Below are 16,870 nucleotides of genomic sequence, written 5' to 3'. Positions count from 1 at the left end.
TCAGGCGAGGGTGTCGGTCTCCCCGGAGCGGGTGTCGTGCAGCTCGACGGCCGTGATCCGGGCCCGGATCGGGCCGACCGGGTGCAGCAGCGCGAACGCCTCCGCCGGGCGGGACCGGGCGAGGACGACGTGCGGCAGCCACGAGCCCGGCAGGTGCGCGGCGAACGGCGAGCGCACCCGGCCGGCCAGCACGTCGTGCACGGCGATGTGCACGGCCAGTACCTCCGGATCGGTGACGGCGGCGAGCACGAGACGCTCGTCGTCGCCCGTGACCGAACCGAGCGTGGCCAGCCACAACGCGGGCAGCGCGACGAGGCGCAGCTCGGCGACCAGGGCGTCCCGGGCCGCGCGCGGGACGGTCGCCGTCGCGGCCACCGTGACGTCCGGCCGGTGCCCGGCCGGCGGGGCGTCGACACCGGCCGCCGTGAGTCGTGCCCGCAACCCGCTCAGGGCGGCGACGGCGTCGTCGTCGAGCCGGAGCCGGACGTAGTGCGGCACCGGGTCAGGCGGGCAGTGCGAAGCGGCCGTCGTCGGTCTGCTCGCACAGGCCGTCGACCAGCAGGGAGTCCAGGCAGCGGTCGCGCTGCCCGGCGTCGGACCAGACGGCGTCGAGCGCGGCGCGGGGCACCGGGCCGGGGGAGTCGCGCAGCACGTCGAGAAGCTTGCCGCGGACCTGACGGTCGGTCCCGGCGAAGCCCTGCACGGGCTTGCGCGGGCCGTCGTAAGCCGGGCGCCCGTTGGCCACCCACGCGCACACCGACGACGCCGGGCAGAGCCCGCAGTGCGGCGTCCGGGCGGTGCAGACGACGGCGCCGAGCTCCATCAGCCCGGCCGACACGACGGCCGCGGAGTCGTCGTCGGGCGGGAGCAGCGCGTCGACGTCGGCGAGGTCGGCGCGGACCCGGGCCGGGCCGGCGTCGCCCGCCCCGTGCACCGCGCGGGCCACCACCCGCCGGACGTTGGTGTCCACCACCGGCGCGCGCAGCCCGTAGCCGAACGCGGCGACGGCGCGCGCGGTGTAGGAGCCGACGCCGGGCAGCGCCTCCAGGGCGTCGACGTCGGAGGGGACCTCGTCGCCGTGCTGCTCCGCGATCGCCGCGGCGGCGTCGTGCAGCCGGATCGCGCGGCGGGGGTAGCCGAGCTTGCCCCAGGCCCGCAGCACGTCCGCGCGCGGCGCCGCGGCCAGGTCCGACGGTCGCGGCCAGCGCTGCATCCACACGTTCCAGATCGGCTCGACGCGGTTCACCGGCGTCTGCTGGAGCATGAACTCGCTGACGAGCACGCCCCACGGCGTCGTCTCCGGGCGGCGCCACGGCAGGTCCCGGGCTTCGGCGCGGAACCAGGGGAGGACGAGATCGGCCAGCGGGGACGACACGGCCCCATTCTCGCCGTCGCGTCCGCCCGTGAACCGGCCGGGCCCCGTACCCGGTCGGCCCGCGTTCCATGCGCCGGGCACACGCGGGCCCGGCGTCCGGGACGTACGGCGCCACGGTGCGTGTGCGGTCGCGGCACCGGAGCGTGAACGACACCGGGGTGGCGCTGTTCCTGCAGGTGACGGGCGATGGCGGTGGGTCCGGCGCCGACGTATCCGACACGGACGGGACGGCGGGTGTCGATCAGAAGGGTGGACCTGCGCCCGCTGCTCGGAGCCCGGTGCGTCGTCGCGACTATCCGTAATGGACGACCTACCGTGAGTCACGTGATGGACCCGGTAGGACCGCTACCGGCGTCGGTGTACTGGCGTCGTCGGATGCTGGCGGTCGGTGCGACGCTGCTCGGCCTGTTCGGGCTGCTCTGGCTCGCGACGGCACTGATCCTGCCACCGGCCGACGACTCCTCCACCGACCGCGCCGCCCAGATCGAGCAACAGAACCCGGCCGACCAGAACCGACAGACCGGCGGTACCCCCGCCGCCGGGACCCCCGCTTCCGGGCCGGTGAACCCGGCCCCGCCGACGTCCCCCGCGTCGGTGACACCTGCCGCCCCCGGTACGCCCGGCCTCGCCGGTGCTCCCCCCGCCGGGGCGGCGACAGGTTCGTCCACCGGGCCCGCGTCCCCGAACGCGGGCCCGGTGGACGAGACCGTGCGGCCCGACGACACACCGCGCCCCGCCGTCGTCGTACCGCCGTCGGGTCCCTCCCCGCCCACCGGCCCGCCGCCCTGCACCGACAGGATGATCAAGGTCGGCGCCGAGGTCGGGCAGCCGGAGTACAAGGTCGGCGCACGCCCGGTGCTGCGCCTGGTCGTCACGAACGTCAGCGGTCAGGCCTGCGTCCGCGACCTCGACGGCACGCTGCAGGAGATCGTGGTCTGGAGCGGCGACGGCAAGAACAGGCTCTGGTCGAGCAACGACTGCTCCAACCCGGCCTCGGACGACCTGCGCACCCTCGTGCCCGGACAGCCGGTCGCGTTCGCGGTCACCTGGAGCGGCCTGGGCTCGGTGCCGGGCTGCGGGGTCGCGCGGGACCGGCTCCCGGCCGGGGCCTACCGCGTGCTGACCCGGCTCGGCCCGGTGATCAGCGACCCGGCGCCGTTCCTGCTGAGCTGACCCTGTCCGGCCCGGCGGCGGCTCAGCGGATCCGGGCCAGGACCTGACCCAGGTTCGTCACCTCGGTGACCTTCATGCCCGCGTTGCGGACGTCGGAGTCCGGCGGCACGAGGGCCTGGGTGAACCCGAGCCGCGCGGCCTCCGCCAGCCGACGCCCGACGCCCCCGACCCGGCGCAGCTCCCCGGCCAGGCCCAGCTCGCCGAGCACGATCATGTCCGGGGGCAGCGCGATGTCGCGCTGGGCCGAGGCGACGGCGAGCGCGACGGCCAGGTCCGCGGCCGGCTCGGAGACCTTCATGCCGCCGACGGTGGCGGTGTAGACCTCGGAGTCGTGCAGCTTGAGGTTGCCGCGCCGTTCCAGGACGGCGAGCAGCATCGCGACCCGGGCGGAGTCCAGCCCGGACACCGCGCGTCGCGGGCTGGGGATGTTCGACCCCGCGACGAGTGCCTGCACCTCGGCCAGCAGCGGGCGGCGGCCGTCCATCACGACGGTCACGGCGGTGCCGGGGACGACGTTGTCACGGGTTGCGCCGAAGCGGGCCAGGAACAGCCCCGACGGGTCCGGCAGGCCGACGATGCCCTCGTCGCGCAGCTCGAAGCAGCCGACCTCGTCGGCCGGGCCGTAGCGGTTCTTCACCCCGCGCACCATGCGCAGCGTGGAGTGCTTGTCGCCCTCGAACGAGAGCACGACGTCGACGAGGTGCTCCAGCACCCGCGGCCCGGCGATGCCGCCGTCCTTGGTGACGTGCCCGACGAGCAGGACGGCGAGGCCGCGCTGCTTGGCCAGCGCCGTCAGCGCGACGGTGACGGCGCGGGTCTGGGTGACCCCGCCCGGCGAGCCGTCGGCGGTCGCGGTGGACATGGTCTGGATCGAGTCGATCACCAGCAGCTTCGGCGCGAGCTCGTCGACGTGCCCGAGCACGGACTCCAGATCGGACTCCGCGGCCAGGTAGAGGTCGTCGTGCACGGAGCCGGTGCGTTCGGCGCGCAGCCGCACCTGCCCCGCGGACTCCTCGCCGGACACGTAGAGCACCCGCGCACCGTCCGCGGCGCGTGCGGCGACCTCGAGCAGGAGTGTGGACTTCCCGACACCGGGCTCACCGGCGAGCAGCACCACCGCGCCGGGGATCAGGCCGCCGCCGAGGACGCGGTCGAGCTCCTCGACGCCGGTCGGGCGGACCCGGGTGGCGTCGAGCTGGACGTCGCCGATCCGCTGGGCGGGCGTGGTCGGAGCGCCCGCGACGACCTGGCGGGGCCCGGCGCGCGGCGCCTCGAGCTGCTCCAACGAGCCCCAGGCCTGGCAGCCGGGGCAGCGCCCCACCCACTGTGCGGCCTGGACGCCGCATTCGGTGCACCGGTAGCCGCCGCTGCGGGCGGCCCGGGTCCGGGTGGTCAGTTGCCGCCCTCGGCGGGTGCCGGGGCGGGAGCGCCCGGGGCCTCGGCGGGCTGCGGCGCCGGCACGATGGCCTCCCCGCCGGCGGGTGCGCCGGCCTCGGCCGGGGCCGCGGGCTCGGGGGACGCCTGCTCGGAGCCCTCCGCCTCGGCGTCCGCGCGCTCGGGCTCGGTGCCCTCCGGCGGCGCCGCGATCGGGACCTGCAGCGTGACGGACCCGGCGCGCTCGAACGAGAACGTGACCGGCGTCGGCAGGCCCGGACGGATCGGCGCGGTGAGGCCGCCGAGCTCGATCGTGATCGGCCGGTTGCCCGGCTGGACGCCGCCCTCGGCCGCCACCTGGGCGACGAGCGGGATGTTCTGCGGCAGGGTCGGGTCGCCGGCGACGCGGACGGCGGGAGCGACCGGGCTGCTGATGCCGACGAGCCGGTCGGAGACCGACGCGGTGTTGAGGAGGGTGACCTCCAGCGGAGCGGCGCTCCCGGCCGGGTAGACGTTGCCCTCGGCGCCCCGCGGCGGGTAGGCGACACGGGCGTCCCGGATCACGACCTGGCCCACCTGCGAGCTGATGCCGTTGACGGCGGAGATCTGGTTCGCGGTCTGGGCCAGCTGGCCCGCACCGCATCCGGTCAGCGCCAGGACTCCGGTGAGGGCGACGGCTCCGGCGGCCCCGGTGAGGGTCCGGGACGGGCGGAAGCGGCGGGTGCGGCTCACGGTCGGCGTGTCCTTTCCTTGACACTGCCGGGGGGCACGTCCCGGCACGGTCTGACGCTGCTGCGGGCGCGGGGAGCGGGAACACCGAGGCGGTGTCGCCACACGGAAGTCCCCGCGCGGTCCGCGGCGAGCCTAGTCGCGCAGGGCCGTGAAGCGCGCACTCGGTGGTGTGACGTGGTCCGTCCGGGCGCTCCGGAGACCCCGGAAGGCATGTTTGCCGGAGGTTGTCAACCCCCTGACCTGCGACGACGGTGCAGTCCGGTCACCGGCGTGTCGGCGCGACGTGTTAACCTGGGTGCAGCGAAAGGGGCCAGAGGACACATGGTTTTCAAGGTCGGAGAGACCGTCGTCTACCCGCACCACGGTGCCGCACTCATCGAGGCGATCGAGACTCGAACGATCAAGGGTGAGGATGTTCAGTACCTCGTCCTGAAGGTCGCTCAGGGTGATCTGACGGTACGCATTCCCGCGGACAACGTCGAGGTCGTCGGCGTCCGCGACGTGGTCGGTCAGGAAGGCCTGGATCGGGTCTTCGAGGTGCTGCGTGCGCCGCACACCGAGGAGCCCACGAACTGGTCCCGCCGATATAAGGCGAACTGGGAGAAGCTCACCTCGGGTGACGTGAACAAGGTGGCCGAGGTCGTCCGCGACCTGTGGCGCCGTGAGAAGGACCGGGGGCTGTCCGCGGGCGAGAAGCGGATGCTGGCCAAGGCCCGGCAGATACTGGTCAGTGAGCTCGCGCTGGCCGAGGGCACCGACGAGGAGAGGGCCGAGGTCCTGCTCGACGAGGTGCTCGCCACCGCGAACGCCTGATCTCCCCCGACGCGGTGACGGCGGTGGACCCGTCGGGTGTCGCGGCGATCGTGCCCGCCGCAGGCTCCGGCCTGCGGCTGGGTGCGGGGGTGCCGAAGGCGTTCGTCGACCTCGGTGGCCGGCCGATGGTGCTCCGTGCCGTCGACGGCCTGCTGGAGTCCGACGTGGTCGGCAGTGTGGTGGTCGTCGTCCCCTCTTCGGAGGTGACGGCGGCCGCGTCGCTGTTCCCCGGCCGTCCCGTGACCGTGGTTCCGGGTGGCGCGGACCGCACGGCGTCGGTGGCCGCCGGTCTCCGTGAGCTCGCGTCGGATGTGGACGTCGTCCTCGTGCACGACGCCGCCCGCCCGCTCACCCCGCCCGAGGTCGTCCGGCGGGTGGTGGCGGCCGTACGTTCCGGCCTCCCCGCGGTGATCCCGGTCCTGCCCGTGGTCGACACCGTGAAGCGGGTCGACGCCGGCGGCGTCGTCACCGCGACCGTCGACCGCTCCGCCCTGCGTGCGGTGCAGACCCCGCAGGGCTTCCGCGCGTCCGATCTCGTCCGCGCCTACGCGGGCGTCACCGGCGCGCTCACCGACGACGCGGGTCTCGTCGAGGCGCTCGGGGAGGACGTGCACACCGTCGCCGGTGACCCGGTCGCGTTCAAGGTGACCACCGCCTGGGACCTGCGCATCGCCGAGCTGCTGCTCGCCGGTGCCCCCGTCCCCCTGACTCCGGAGCGTTCATGAGGGTCGGCATCGGCACCGACGTGCACCCGGTCGAGCCCGGCCGTGACTGTCACGTGGCCGGCCTGCTGTGGCCCGGCGTGGACGGCTGCGCCGGGCACTCCGACGGCGACGTCGCCGCACACGCGCTCTGCGACGCGCTCCTCTCCGCGGCCGGCCTCGGCGACCTGGGCGCGGTGTTCGGCACCGGCCGCCCGGAGTGGTCCGGGGCGAGCGGGACCGCGCTGCTGACCGAGGTCCGCCGCCTGCTCGACGAAGCGGGCTGGACGGTCGGCAACGCCGCGGTGCAGGTCATCGGCAACGACCCGAAGATCGGCAAGCGCCGGGCCGAGGCCGAGCAGGTCCTCTCCGGCGTCGTGGGCGGCCCGGTCGCCGTCTCCGGCACCACCACCGACGGCCTGGGCCTGACCGGCCGAGGTGAGGGCCGCGCCGCCGTCGCGACGGCCCTGCTGCTGCCGAACGGCTGACCGGCGCCGGTCAGTGGTTCGCGACGGTGCGGGCCTGGATCTCGTCCGGGGTGAGGTCCTCCGTGCGGGTGGCGAGCATCCAGACGTGGCCGAACGGGTCGGACACGCGCCCACCCCGCTCGCCGTACTCGTGGTCGCTCACCTCGAAGATCACCGTCCCACCGCCGTCCACGACCGCCGCGGCGACGGCGTCGGCGTCGGCGACGTGGAGCGCCAGGATCACCGACGCCCCACCGGACCCCGGGGCCGGGTCGTGGCCGTCGGCGTCCTTGACGGCCCAGACCGCCGGGCCCGCGCGGAGCAGGGCGTGCACGACGTGCCCCGCGGAGTCGGTGTAGCGCTCGACGAGCTCGGCGCCGAACGCCCGGGCGTAGAACGCGATCGCGTCGTCGGCGCCGTCGACGACGAGACGGGGGTAGAGCTGCTGTATCTCGGTCATCGTCCCAGCGTGGCGCACCGATGGGGAGCCGGTCTTGGACGAACCGGAACTGCCCGGGTGGCGGGTGGGCTCCCGAGGGACGTCCGTACCCTGGTGATGTGAGCCTCAGACTTCTCGACTCAGCGACCAGGGAGCAGCGTGCGTTCATGCCGCTGCGGACCGGAGCCGTGTCGATGTACGTCTGTGGGGCCACGGTGCAGGGGCTGCCGCACATCGGGCACGTCCGCAGCGGCCTGAACTACGACGTGCTGCGCCGCTGGCTCACCCACGCCGGCAACGACGTGCTGATGGTCCGCAACGTCACCGACATCGACGACAAGATCCTGCGCAAGGCCGCCGACCACGGACGTCCGTGGTGGGAGTGGGCCGCCACGCACGAGCGGGCGTTCTCCGCGGCCTACACCGCGCTGGGCTGCCTGCCGCCGTCGATCGAGCCGCGGGCGACCGGGCACGTCACGCAGATGACCGAGCTGATCGAGCGTCTGATCGAGCGCGGGCACGCCTACGCCGCCGGTGGCGACGTCTACTTCGCGGTGCGCACGTTCCCCGAGTACGGCGCGCTGTCCGGGCAGAAGGTCGACGACGTCGCGCAGGGCGAGGGCGAGGCCACCGGCAAGCGCGACCCGCTGGACTTCACGCTGTGGAAGGCCGCGAAGCCGGGCGAGCCGAGCTGGCCGACGCCGTGGGGCGCCGGCCGCCCGGGCTGGCACCTGGAGTGCTCGGCGATGGCCACCGCCTACCTGGGCCCGGAGTTCGACATCCACGGCGGCGGCCTGGATCTGGTGTTCCCGCACCACGAGAACGAGCAGGCCCAGTCGCACGCCGCGGGCGACGGGTTCGCGCGGTACTGGCTGCACAACGCCTGGGTCACCATGGGCGGCGAGAAGATGTCGAAGTCGCTGGGCAACACGCTCGCGATCGAGGCGCTGCTGGGGCGGGTGCGCGGTGTCGAGCTGCGCTACTACCTGGTCGGCCCGCACTACCGGTCGGCGATCGAGTACTCCGACGCCGCGCTGGACGAGTCGGTATCGGCGTACCGGCGGATCGAGGCGTTCGTGAACCGGGTCCGGGAGCGCCACGGCGTCCCTGAGGCGGCCGCCGACGTCCCGGCCGAGTTCGCCGCCGCGATGGACGACGACCTGGGCACGCCGGGCGCGCTCGCCGTCGTGCACAACGCGGTGCGCGAGGGCAACACCGCCCTCGACGCCGGCGATGCGGCCGCGGCGAGCCGTTCCGCGTCCTGCGTGCGGGCGATGACCGGCCTGCTCGGTGTCGACCCGCTCGCGATCGCGTGCGACTCCGGTGCCGACGACGCCGCCCGCCAGGCGCTGTCCACCCTCGTCGACGCCATGCTCGACCAGCGCCGCGAGGCCCGGGCGGCGCGCGACTTCGCGACCGCGGACCGGCTGCGCGACGAGCTGCTCGCCGCCGGTGTCGCCGTCGAGGACGGCGCGGGCGGTTCCACCTGGTCGCTCAAGGACTCCTGAGCCACCGCACCCACTTCATCATCAGATCGGAAGTACACGACTCATGGCCGGCAACTCCAAGCGTCGCGGAGCCGTCCGCAAGGAAGGCACGAAGAAGGGCGCCGTCACCGGGTCCGGTGGGCAGTCCCGCCGCGCGCTGAAGGGCAAGGGCCCGACCCCGCCCGGCGAGATGCGCCCCGGGCACCCGAAGCAGCGCCGCGCCGCCGCGGCGGACCGTCGCAACCAGAAGGTCGCCGGCCGCCGGCACCGTCCGGGCGACGGCGAGACGCCGGAGACGGTGCTCGGCCGCAACCCGGTCGTCGAGTGCCTGCGGGCCGGTGTGCCGGCCACGGCGCTGCAGGTCGCCGAGGGCAGCGCCAACGACGAGCGGGTCACCGAGGCGATCGCGCTGGCCGCGAACGCCGGCATGTCCATCATGGAGGTGCCGCGCAACGACCTGGACCGGATCGCCGGCGGCGCCCTGCACCAGGGCATCGCGCTGCAGGTCCCGGCGTACGCCTACGCCCACCCCGACGAGCTGCTCGAGCGTGCCGCGAACAGCCGCAACCCGGCTCTGATCGTCGCCCTCGACGGGGTGACCGACCCGCGGAACCTGGGTGCGGTCGTCCGGTCGGCGAGCGCGTTCGGCGGGCACGGCGTCGTCGTGCCGCAGCGCCGCGCGGCCGGGATGACGGCCGTGGCGTGGCGGACCTCGGCCGGCACCGCGGCCCGCCTGCCGGTCGCCCGTGCCACCAACCTGACCCGGACCCTGCAGGAGTACGCGCAGGCCGGGCTGATGATCGCCGGGCTCGCCGCCGACGGTGACGTCTCGCTCGACGAGTTCGACCTGGCCACCGGCCCGCTCGTGCTCGTCACCGGGTCCGAGGGCAAGGGGCTGTCGCGCCTGGTCAAGGAGACCTGCGACCTGACGGTCTCGATCCCCCTGGCCGCACAGGTCGAGTCCTTGAACGCCGCGGTCGCGACGGGCGTCGTCCTCGCGGACGTGGCGCGTCGCCGTCGCATCGGCTGAGCCCGCTCGCCCGAACCAACGGCACCCTCGTCGGACACTGTCCGACGAGGGTGCGGTTCGTTGCGGGCGGGTCAGGCGCGGACCGGCGTCCGGCCGCGTAGGCGCGCCACCAGGCGGCACGTGAGGTAGGCCAGGAAGCCGATCGTGGCGACGTAGCCGGAGACCGGCAGGCCCGGGGCCAGCGACAGGATCGTGCCTCCGAGCAGCGACACCTCGGCGATGACGACCGCGAGCAGTGTGGCCAGGGCCGGGTTGGCCGTCACCCGGTTCGCCGCGGCACCCGGGACGATCATCACCGCGAGCACCAGGATCGAGCCGACGATCGGCACGGCCAGCGCCGTGGTCAGCCCGATCAGGACGGCGAACATCAGCGACAGCGCGCGGACCGGCACGCCGCGGGCGAGCGCGACGTCGGGGTCGGTGCTGGCGAACAGCAGCGGCCGGAACACCACCGCGAGCACCCCGACCACCACCACGGCGACGACGGCGAGCACCCACAGGTTCGTCCCGTCGACGGAGACGATCGAGCCCGTGAGCAGCCCGAACTTGTTCGACGCCCGTCCCTCGTAGAGCGAGAGCATCAGCACACCCAGGCCCAGGCCGAACGCCATCACGACGCCGATCACCGAGTCCCGCTCGCGCTGGCGCAGGCCGAGCAGCCCGAACACCATGGCCGCCACGACGGCGCCGACCACCGATCCCAGACCCACCTCGATCCCCACCAGCAGCGCCGCCGCACCGCCGGTGAACGCCAGCTCGGCGGTGCCGTGCACGGCGAAGGACATCCCGCGCGAGACGATCAACGGCGTCAGCAGCCCCGCGACCAGGCCGAGCACGGCGCAGGCGATCAGGGCGTTCTGCACGAACGGCGCCTCGAGCAGCTCGCCGAGCCCCTCGAAGCTGATCAGCCGCGACAGCAGGTCGTTCACGACGCGACCGCCTCGCCGGAGTCCCCGTGGGTGTCGTGCCGGTCGACCGGGCCGTCCTCGGCGCCGACGACCACCAGCCGGTCGCGCACGCGCAGGACGTCGACGTCGGTGCGGTAGAGCTCGGAGAGCACCTCGGAGGTCATGACCTCCTCGGTCGGCCCGATCCGGAACCGGCCGTCGACGAGGTAGAGCACCCGGTCCACCAGCGGCAGCACCGGGTTGATCTCGTGGGTCACGAACAGCACCGCGGTGCCGGTGGCGCGACGGCGCTCGTCGATCAGACGGGTCACCGTGCGCTGGTGCGAGATGTCGAGCGAGAGCAGCGGTTCGTCGCAGAGCAGCACGGCCGGGTCGCCGACGAGGGCCTGCGCCACCCGCAGGCGCTGCTGCTCGCCGCCGGACAGTCGCCCGACCGGCGAGTTCGCGTAGTGCGTCCCGCCGACGGCCTCCAGGGCCGCCGACACCCGTCGACGACGCTCGGCGCGCCCGCGCAGGCCGAGGCCGAACCGGTGGCCGTCCAGGCCGAGCCCGACCAGGTCCCGCCCGCGCAGCGGCAGGTCCGGGTCCAGCGGCTTCTGCTGCGGCACGTAGCCGATCTCCGGGCTGCCCCGCCTCGGCGCGCTCCCGGCCACCCGGACCTCGCCCTCGGAGAGGTCGAGCAGCCCGAGCAGCACCCGCATCAGGGTCGTCTTGCCCGAGCCGTTGGGCCCGAGCACGGCGACGAACTCGCCCGGGGCGACGTCGAGGTCCAGCCCCGACCACAGCGTGCGCCGGCCGAACGCCAGCCCGGCGCCGCGCAGCGACAGCGCGGACGGGGCGTCGGTCCTCCGGCCGGCGACGCGGTGCGTGTCGCGTCCGATGTCGGTGGTCACCGCCCCAGCCTCCTCCCCCCGTCCCGGCGCTCCGGCTCCCGGTGGGTCACGGCGCCTTGGCCAGGGCCCCGGACAGCGCGTCGATCTGGGCGTTCATCCAGGTCGCGTAGTCGGTCGTGCCCTCCGGCAGCGTCTCGGTGACCTCGACAACCGGCACGCCTCCCGTGGTCGCGGCCTGCTTGACCTGGTCGGTGGTGGGGGACTGGGTCTGCCCGTTGAGCACCAGGGCGGAGACCGGCGGCTGCGCGGTGAACAGGGCCAGCGTCTGCTGCAGGACGGCGGCGGGCGGATCGTTGCCCTCCTCGACGGCCTCGGAGAAGGCCTCCGGGGTCACGTCCTGCAGCTTCGCGGCCTCCAGCAGGTAGCCGGGGACCGGCTCGGTGACGGCGACCTTCGCGCCCGGGTGCGCGGCGCCGATGGCTCCCGCCTTCTGCACGAGCCCGGTGACGGCGCCGTCGAAGCGCTGGGCGTTCTGGGTGAACGTGGCCGCCCCGGCGGGGTCGATCGCGCCGAGCCGGGTCGCGACGTCGTTCGCGACCTTCTGCACGGTGGGCAGGCTGTACCAGACGTGCTCGTTGAACGCGCCGTGCTCGTGCCCGGCCTCCTCGCCCGCGGCCTCGCCCTCGTGGCTGTGTCCCTCGGCCGCGGTGTCGGCGCCCTCCAGCCCGGAGAGCGCGACGGCGTCGACGACCGGCGCCTTGTTGCCGGACGCGCTGACGAGGCCGGTCATGAAGGCGTCGTAACCGCCGCCGTTGACGAGGACGAGTCCGGCCTTGCCGACGGCGGTCGCGTCGGTGGGGGTGGCCTCGTACTCGTGCGGGTCCTTGTCCGGGCTGTCGATGATCGAGGTGACCGCGACCCGGTCGCCGCCGACGGCCTTCGCCACCGAGCCCCACACGTCGGTGGACGCGACGATCTGGATCTGCCCGGGGGCGGCGTCACCGCTCGGAGCGGCGGCGCCGGATCCGGTGTCGGAGGAGCCGCAGGCCGTCAGACCGAGGGTGACGGCGGCCAGCCCGGCGACCAGCCGGGCGGTGCGGGGGAGAGCAGCGGACATGGTGGGAGTGCTCCATATCAACGAGTAGGCATGAGTTTATTGATAACCGTTGTCACTTCACTCTAGCGTGTGAGACGCTGATCGGACCCGCGACGGATCTGTGAGGTACGTCGGTCTCCCGATCACCTCGACCCGCGCGACTTCCACCCGAGGTGGTGCGCCCGTTAACGTCTGCGGGATGACCGGGTCCCCCCACCTCCGACGGCCGGCGACCCTGGCGTCGCTCGCCGCCGAGCTGGGCGTCTCCCGGACCACCGTCTCGAACGCCTACAACCGTCCCGACCAGCTATCCGCCCCGCTGCGCGAGCGGGTCCTGGAGGCGGCGCGCCGGCTCGGCTATCCGGGCCCGGACCCGGTCGCCCGTTCGCTGCGCACCCGCAAGGCCGGGGCCGTCGGCCTGCTGCTCACCGAGGCCCTGAGCTTCGCCTTCCGCGACCCGGGCGCGACCGGGTTCCTGGAGGGACTGGCCCTGGCCTGCGAGAAGGCCGGGACCGGCCTGCTGCTCGTCCCGGTCAGCCCGGAGCACTCCGATGTCGACGCCGTCTACCAGGCCGGTGTGGACGGCTTCGTCGTCTACTCCGTCAGCGAGGACGACCCGCACTTCCAGGCCGTGCTGCAGCGGCCGCTGCCGACCGTCGTCTGCGACCAGCCGTCCGGGGTGCAGGGCGTCGACCGGGTCGGCGTCGACGACCGGGCCGGAATGCTCGCGCTCGGCCGTCACCTGAGCGGGCTGGGGCACCGGCGGGTCGGGGTGCTGTGCATGCGCCTGGGCGCCCGTCGCCAGGACGGTCCGGCCGACCTCGACCGTCAGACGGGCAGCACCTACAGCGTGCAGCGCGAGCGTCTGGCCGGGCTGCGCGACGCGTTCGACGAGGTCGGCGTCGACTGGGCCGACGTGCCCGTCCACGAGCGGTTCGAGCACTCCGAGGAGGCCGGTGCGGCGGGTGCGAAGGCACTGCTCGACGCCCGGCCGGACATCACGGCGCTCGTGTGCACCTCCGACCTCCTCGCGATCGGTGCGCTCCGCGAGGCCCGCGAGCGCGGCCTGCGGGTGCCGGAGGACCTCAGCGTGGCCGGGTTCGACGGCATTCCCGAGGCCGAGCGGATCGGGCTGACCACGGTCCGCCAGCCGTTCCGGGACAAGGGACGCGAGGCCGGCCGTCTGCTCCTCGAACGCGGCGACCGCAACACCTCCGAGCAGGTCACGCTGCCCACCGAGCTCGTCGAGGGGACCACGAGCCGCGCGCTGCGCCAGTCCGGGGAGTTCTTCTCCGGATGGTGAGCACCTCTCCCTCCGCGCTGCGCGACGGCGGCCGGATCCTCGACGCCGGAGCGCTCACCGCGATCCACCGCTACCCGGTGAAGTCCTGCCGGGGCCTGGCCGTCGACCGGGCCCGGGTCGAGCGCGCGGGCCTGGACGGCGACCGCCGCTGGATGCTCGCCCACCCCGACGGCACGATGGCCACCGCCCGCACCCAGCCCGGCCTCGTGCTCGCCGTGCCGGAGCCCGGGCCGGGCGGCCTGACGATGACCGCGCCGGGGATGACGCCGTTGCAGGTCGCGGTGCCGTCGCCGGACGCGGAGCCGATGGCGGTGCGGGTGCACCGCTGGGACACCGCAGGCCTGCGCGCCGGCCCCGTCGCCGACGCCTGGTTCTCCGCACTGATCGGCGCCGACGTCCGCCTGGTGCACCTCGACGACCCGGACCGCCGCCGTCCGGACCCGGACTTCAGCGACGCCGCCGACCGCGTCTCCTACGCCGACGGCTTCCCGCTGCTGCTGGCCACCGAGGAGTCGCTCGCGCAGGTCAACGAGTGGGTCGCCGACGGCGCGAACGCCGTCGAGGGTCCACTGCCGATGACGCGGTTCCGGCCGAACGTCGTCGTGACAGGGTTCCCCTCGTTCGCCGAGGACGGCTGGCGCCGGATCCGGATCGGCGACGCCCGGTTCCGCGCGGTCAAGGGCTGCGCCCGCTGCGTTCTGACGACGGTGCACCCGGACACGGCGGCCAAGGGCCGGGAACCGATGGTTACCCTCGCCCGGCACCGCCGCTTCGACAAGAAGGTGTGGTTCGGGGTCAACCTGATCCCGGACGACCTCGGCGCCGAGATCCGGGTCGGCGACCCGATCGAGATCCTGGACGCCGTCGACCCGTCCGATGGCCCGCGCCGCTGAGGCGTCGTCGCCCGAGGTCAGCCGGTCCGCGCCCCCGCCAGGTGGGTGAGCACGTCGGCCATCTCCTCGGGGGAGGCGACGCGGTGGGATGCCGCGGTGTCGCCGTCGCCCACCTTGATCCCGACATCGGTGCTGGTCAGGCGGTTGAACACGGTCTCGTCGGTGACGTCGTCGCCGGCGAAGAGCACCGCGTCGGCGTCCAGGTGGGCGCGCAGGGCGTCCACCGCGGAGCCCTTGGTCGTGACGAGCACGGCGAGGTCGACGACGTCCTTGCCCTCGGTCGCGTCGATCCCGTCCCGGGCCGCGGCGCCGTGGCGGACCCGGTCCAGCAGGGCCGTCCCGGCGACCGGGTCCACGCCGCGCACGTGCACCGCGGCGCCGGCCGGCTTGATCTCGACGCGCGCACCGGGGACGTCGTCGACGAGGGCCTGCATCTCCTCGATCAGGGCCGCGCGGCGCTCCTGCTGCTCCGGGGTCAGGAACTCGCCCCGCCCCAGCGACGCCGCCAGGTCCGGGTCGAACTCGCCGCCGTGGCTGCCGACCAGTCGTACCGGCGCGTCGAACCCCGACACCGACGCGAGGTCGTCGCGCCCGCGCCCGGACACCATGACTACGGTCGTGCCCGGCAGCCCGGCCAGCGCCCGGACGGCGTCGGCGGAGGCGGGCAGCGGGCGTGACGACGACGGGTCGTCGACGAGCGGGGCGAGCACCCCGTCGAAGTCGAGGGCGACGAGCAGCGCCGGCACCCCGGCGAGCCGGTCGAGCTCGGAGGTCAGGTCGCTCACGCCTGCCCCTGCTCGTCCGGGACGTCGACCCCCAGCGCCTCGAGGAAGGAGCGGGCCCAGCGGTCCACGTCGTGGTCGAGGACCTGGCGGCGCAGCGTGCGCATCCGCTTGCCGGCCTCCTCGTCGTTCATGGTCAGCGCCGCGTACAGCGCCTCCTTGACCCCGTCGGTGTCGTGCGGGTTCACCAGCAGCGCGCTGGTCAGCTCGTTGGCGGCTCCGGCGAACTCGCTGAGCACGAGCACCCCGCGCTCGTCCGGGCGGCACGCGACGTACTCCTTGGCGACGAGGTTCATGCCGTCGCGCAGCGGGGTGACGAGCATGACGTCGGCGGCGAGGTAGAACGCGGCCAGTTCCTCGCGGGGCAGCGACTGGTGCAGGTAGTGCACGGCCGGGTGCCCGACGCGGGCGTACTCGCCGTTGATCCGCCCGACCGAGAGCTCGATGTCGTCGCGCATCTGGCGGTAGTGGTCGACGCGCTCGCGGCTGGGGGTGGCCAGCTGGATCACCACGGCGTCGTCGACGGAGATCCGCTCCTCCTCCAGCAGCTCGTGGTAGGCGCGCAGCCGGACGTCGATGCCCTTGGTGTAGTCGAGCCGGTCGACGCCGAGGATGATCCGGCACGGGTTCCCGAGCTCGGTGCGGATCTCCGCGGCCCGTTTCACGACGGTGTCGGTGCGGGCGAGCGTGTCCAGCGTCGAGGAGTCGATCGAGATCGGGAACGCGCCGAGCCGCACCGGCCGGTCGCCGACGTGGACGATCTCCGGGTCGCGGTCCGGGGTGGCCCCGGCCAGCTCGGTGGCCAGCCAGTGGAAGTTCCGCACGCCGCCGTCGGTGTGGAACCCGACCAGGTCCGCGCCGAGCAGGCCTTCCATGATCCGCGTCCGCCACGGGAGCTGGCGGAACAGCTCGACCGGCGGGAACGGGATGTGCAGGAAGAACCCGATCTTGAGGTCGGGCCGCAGCTCCCGCAGCTTCCCGGGCACGAGCTGCAGCTGGTAGTCCTGCACCCAAACCGTCCCGCCCTGTGCGGCGACCGCCGCGGTGGCCTCGGCGAAGCGCTCGTTGACGCGCACATAGGCCCGCCACCAGTGCCGGTGGAACGCCGGGGTGGCGACGACGTCGTGGTAGAGCGGCCACAGCGTGCCGTTGGAGAAGCCCTCGTAGTAGTCGGTGACCTCCTCCGCGGACAGCCGCACCGGGTGCAGCGAGAGGCCGTCCTCGCTGAAGGGGTCGACGTCGACGTCCGGGACGCCGGGCCAGCCGACCCAGGCGCCCTCGCGGGCCCGCAGCGTCGGTTCCAGCGCCGTGACCAGGCCTCCGGGGCTGCGCTTCCAGCGGGTGCCGCCGTCCTCGAGGGTCTCCAGGTCGACGGGGAGGCGGTTGGCCACCACCACCAGGTCGGACGGGGTGTTCTCCGGGGCGGACTCGGTACTGCCGCTGGTCACATGCCCTCCTTCGGGT

Annotated in this window: 18 protein-coding genes; 8 read left to right on the top strand and 10 right to left on the bottom strand. The window is 74.3% G+C overall.

Annotation, left to right across the window (positions count from 1 at the left end; translation table 11 throughout):
• Both EV383_RS28440 and EV383_RS28435 read right to left on the bottom strand, forming a co-directional pair.
• Entirely contained in the window at positions 1-498 is a 498-nt protein-coding gene (locus tag EV383_RS28440) for a 2'-5' RNA ligase family protein (RefSeq protein WP_130292904.1), read from the bottom strand.
• Between the two features lie 4 nt (positions 499-502).
• On the bottom strand, positions 503-1,375 hold the full coding sequence (locus EV383_RS28435) for an HhH-GPD family protein (protein ID WP_130292902.1): 873 nt from the start codon (positions 1,373-1,375) through the stop codon (positions 503-505).
• Between the two features lie 324 nt (positions 1,376-1,699).
• On the opposite strand from EV383_RS28435, the gene EV383_RS28430 reads away from it, so the two are divergent.
• Positions 1,700-2,548: a RodZ family helix-turn-helix domain-containing protein gene (locus EV383_RS28430; RefSeq protein WP_130292900.1), complete on the top strand. Its 849-nt coding sequence runs from the start codon at positions 1,700-1,702 to the stop codon at positions 2,546-2,548.
• A gap of 22 nt (positions 2,549-2,570) precedes the next feature.
• On the opposite strand, the gene radA is transcribed toward EV383_RS28430, so the two are convergent.
• Complete coding sequence (radA, locus tag EV383_RS28425) at positions 2,571-3,944, bottom strand: DNA repair protein RadA (RefSeq protein ID WP_130295150.1); 1,374 nt, start codon at positions 3,942-3,944, stop codon at positions 2,571-2,573.
• Positions 3,941-4,654 carry a copper chaperone PCu(A)C domain-containing protein gene (locus EV383_RS32450; RefSeq protein WP_165438177.1) on the bottom strand — a complete coding sequence of 238 codons (714 nt, stop codon included), beginning with the start codon at positions 4,652-4,654 and terminating at the stop codon, positions 3,941-3,943. The genes radA and EV383_RS32450 overlap by 4 nt, the downstream gene beginning before the upstream one ends.
• Before the next feature lie 321 nt (positions 4,655-4,975).
• Between EV383_RS32450 and EV383_RS28420 the strand changes: the two genes are divergently transcribed.
• Genes EV383_RS28420 through ispF form a run of 3 tightly spaced genes read left to right on the top strand, consistent with a single transcriptional unit; the run spans position 4,976 to position 6,656 of the window.
• On the top strand, positions 4,976-5,467 hold the full coding sequence (locus EV383_RS28420; RefSeq protein WP_130292898.1) for a CarD family transcriptional regulator: 492 nt from the start codon (positions 4,976-4,978) through the stop codon (positions 5,465-5,467).
• A gap of 23 nt (positions 5,468-5,490) precedes the next feature.
• Positions 5,491-6,192, top strand: coding sequence for a 2-C-methyl-D-erythritol 4-phosphate cytidylyltransferase (gene ispD / locus EV383_RS28415; protein WP_130292896.1), 702 nt, complete (start codon positions 5,491-5,493; stop codon positions 6,190-6,192).
• Positions 6,189-6,656: a 2-C-methyl-D-erythritol 2,4-cyclodiphosphate synthase gene (gene ispF, locus EV383_RS28410; RefSeq protein WP_130292894.1), complete on the top strand. Its 468-nt coding sequence runs from the start codon at positions 6,189-6,191 to the stop codon at positions 6,654-6,656. The genes ispD and ispF overlap by 4 nt, the downstream gene beginning before the upstream one ends.
• A gap of 10 nt (positions 6,657-6,666) precedes the next feature.
• Here the strand turns inward: ispF and EV383_RS28405 are convergent, their stop codons facing one another.
• Complete coding sequence (locus EV383_RS28405) at positions 6,667-7,095, bottom strand: VOC family protein (RefSeq protein ID WP_130292892.1); 429 nt, start codon at positions 7,093-7,095, stop codon at positions 6,667-6,669.
• A 98-nt stretch (positions 7,096-7,193) separates the two neighbouring features.
• On the opposite strand from EV383_RS28405, the gene cysS reads away from it, so the two are divergent.
• Positions 7,194-8,582: a cysteine--tRNA ligase gene (gene cysS, locus EV383_RS28400; RefSeq protein ID WP_130292890.1), complete on the top strand. Its 1,389-nt coding sequence runs from the start codon at positions 7,194-7,196 to the stop codon at positions 8,580-8,582.
• Between the two features lie 43 nt (positions 8,583-8,625).
• Positions 8,626-9,591 (top strand): 23S rRNA (guanosine(2251)-2'-O)-methyltransferase RlmB, encoded by a 966-nt coding sequence (gene rlmB, locus EV383_RS28395; RefSeq protein WP_130292888.1) that lies wholly within the window; start codon positions 8,626-8,628, stop codon positions 9,589-9,591.
• 71 nt (positions 9,592-9,662) lie between these two features.
• On the opposite strand, the gene EV383_RS28390 is transcribed toward rlmB, so the two are convergent.
• The 3 genes from EV383_RS28390 to EV383_RS28380 are packed head-to-tail and all read right to left on the bottom strand — an operon-like array spanning position 9,663 to position 12,449.
• Positions 9,663-10,508, bottom strand: a complete 846-nt coding sequence (locus EV383_RS28390) for a metal ABC transporter permease (RefSeq protein ID WP_130295148.1) — start codon at positions 10,506-10,508, stop codon at positions 9,663-9,665.
• Positions 10,509-10,516: 8 nt separating this feature from the next.
• Complete coding sequence (locus tag EV383_RS28385; protein WP_423213670.1) at positions 10,517-11,392, bottom strand: metal ABC transporter ATP-binding protein; 876 nt, start codon at positions 11,390-11,392, stop codon at positions 10,517-10,519.
• A gap of 46 nt (positions 11,393-11,438) precedes the next feature.
• Positions 11,439-12,449, bottom strand: coding sequence for a metal ABC transporter solute-binding protein, Zn/Mn family (locus EV383_RS28380; RefSeq protein WP_130292886.1), 1,011 nt, complete (start codon positions 12,447-12,449; stop codon positions 11,439-11,441).
• Between the two features lie 178 nt (positions 12,450-12,627).
• Between EV383_RS28380 and EV383_RS28375 the strand changes: the two genes are divergently transcribed.
• Together EV383_RS28375 and EV383_RS28370 are read left to right on the top strand one after the other, a co-directional pair.
• Complete coding sequence (locus EV383_RS28375) at positions 12,628-13,731, top strand: LacI family DNA-binding transcriptional regulator (RefSeq protein WP_130292883.1); 1,104 nt, start codon at positions 12,628-12,630, stop codon at positions 13,729-13,731.
• On the top strand, positions 13,728-14,624 hold the full coding sequence (locus tag EV383_RS28370) for an MOSC domain-containing protein (RefSeq protein WP_278044856.1): 897 nt from the start codon (positions 13,728-13,730) through the stop codon (positions 14,622-14,624). Before EV383_RS28375 ends, EV383_RS28370 begins: the two co-directional genes overlap by 4 nt.
• 17 nt (positions 14,625-14,641) lie before the next feature.
• Here the strand turns inward: EV383_RS28370 and otsB are convergent, their stop codons facing one another.
• Positions 14,642-15,409 (bottom strand): trehalose-phosphatase, encoded by a 768-nt coding sequence (otsB, locus tag EV383_RS28365; protein WP_130292879.1) that lies wholly within the window; start codon positions 15,407-15,409, stop codon positions 14,642-14,644.
• Complete coding sequence (locus tag EV383_RS28360) at positions 15,406-16,854, bottom strand: alpha,alpha-trehalose-phosphate synthase (UDP-forming) (protein ID WP_130292877.1); 1,449 nt, start codon at positions 16,852-16,854, stop codon at positions 15,406-15,408. The genes otsB and EV383_RS28360 overlap by 4 nt, the downstream gene beginning before the upstream one ends.
• Positions 16,855-16,870: the final 16 nt, after the last annotated feature.

Source organism: Pseudonocardia sediminis (genome assembly GCF_004217185.1).
Lineage (GTDB): Bacteria > Actinomycetota > Actinomycetes > Mycobacteriales > Pseudonocardiaceae > Pseudonocardia > Pseudonocardia sediminis.
This window is presented reverse-complemented; position numbering and strand designations above follow the sequence as displayed.

Coding starts and splice junctions, on each gene's coding strand:
- EV383_RS28375 (WP_130292883.1), top strand. CDS start 12,628: ATGACCGGGTCCCCCCACCTCCGACGGCCGGCGACCCTGGCGTCGCTC.
- EV383_RS28380 (WP_130292886.1), bottom strand. CDS start 12,449: ATGTCCGCTGCTCTCCCCCGCACCGCCCGGCTGGTCGCCGGGCTGGCC.
- rlmB (WP_130292888.1), top strand. CDS start 8,626: ATGGCCGGCAACTCCAAGCGTCGCGGAGCCGTCCGCAAGGAAGGCACG.
- EV383_RS28420 (WP_130292898.1), top strand. CDS start 4,976: ATGGTTTTCAAGGTCGGAGAGACCGTCGTCTACCCGCACCACGGTGCC.
- ispF (WP_130292894.1), top strand. CDS start 6,189: ATGAGGGTCGGCATCGGCACCGACGTGCACCCGGTCGAGCCCGGCCGT.
- EV383_RS28405 (WP_130292892.1), bottom strand. CDS start 7,095: ATGACCGAGATACAGCAGCTCTACCCCCGTCTCGTCGTCGACGGCGCC.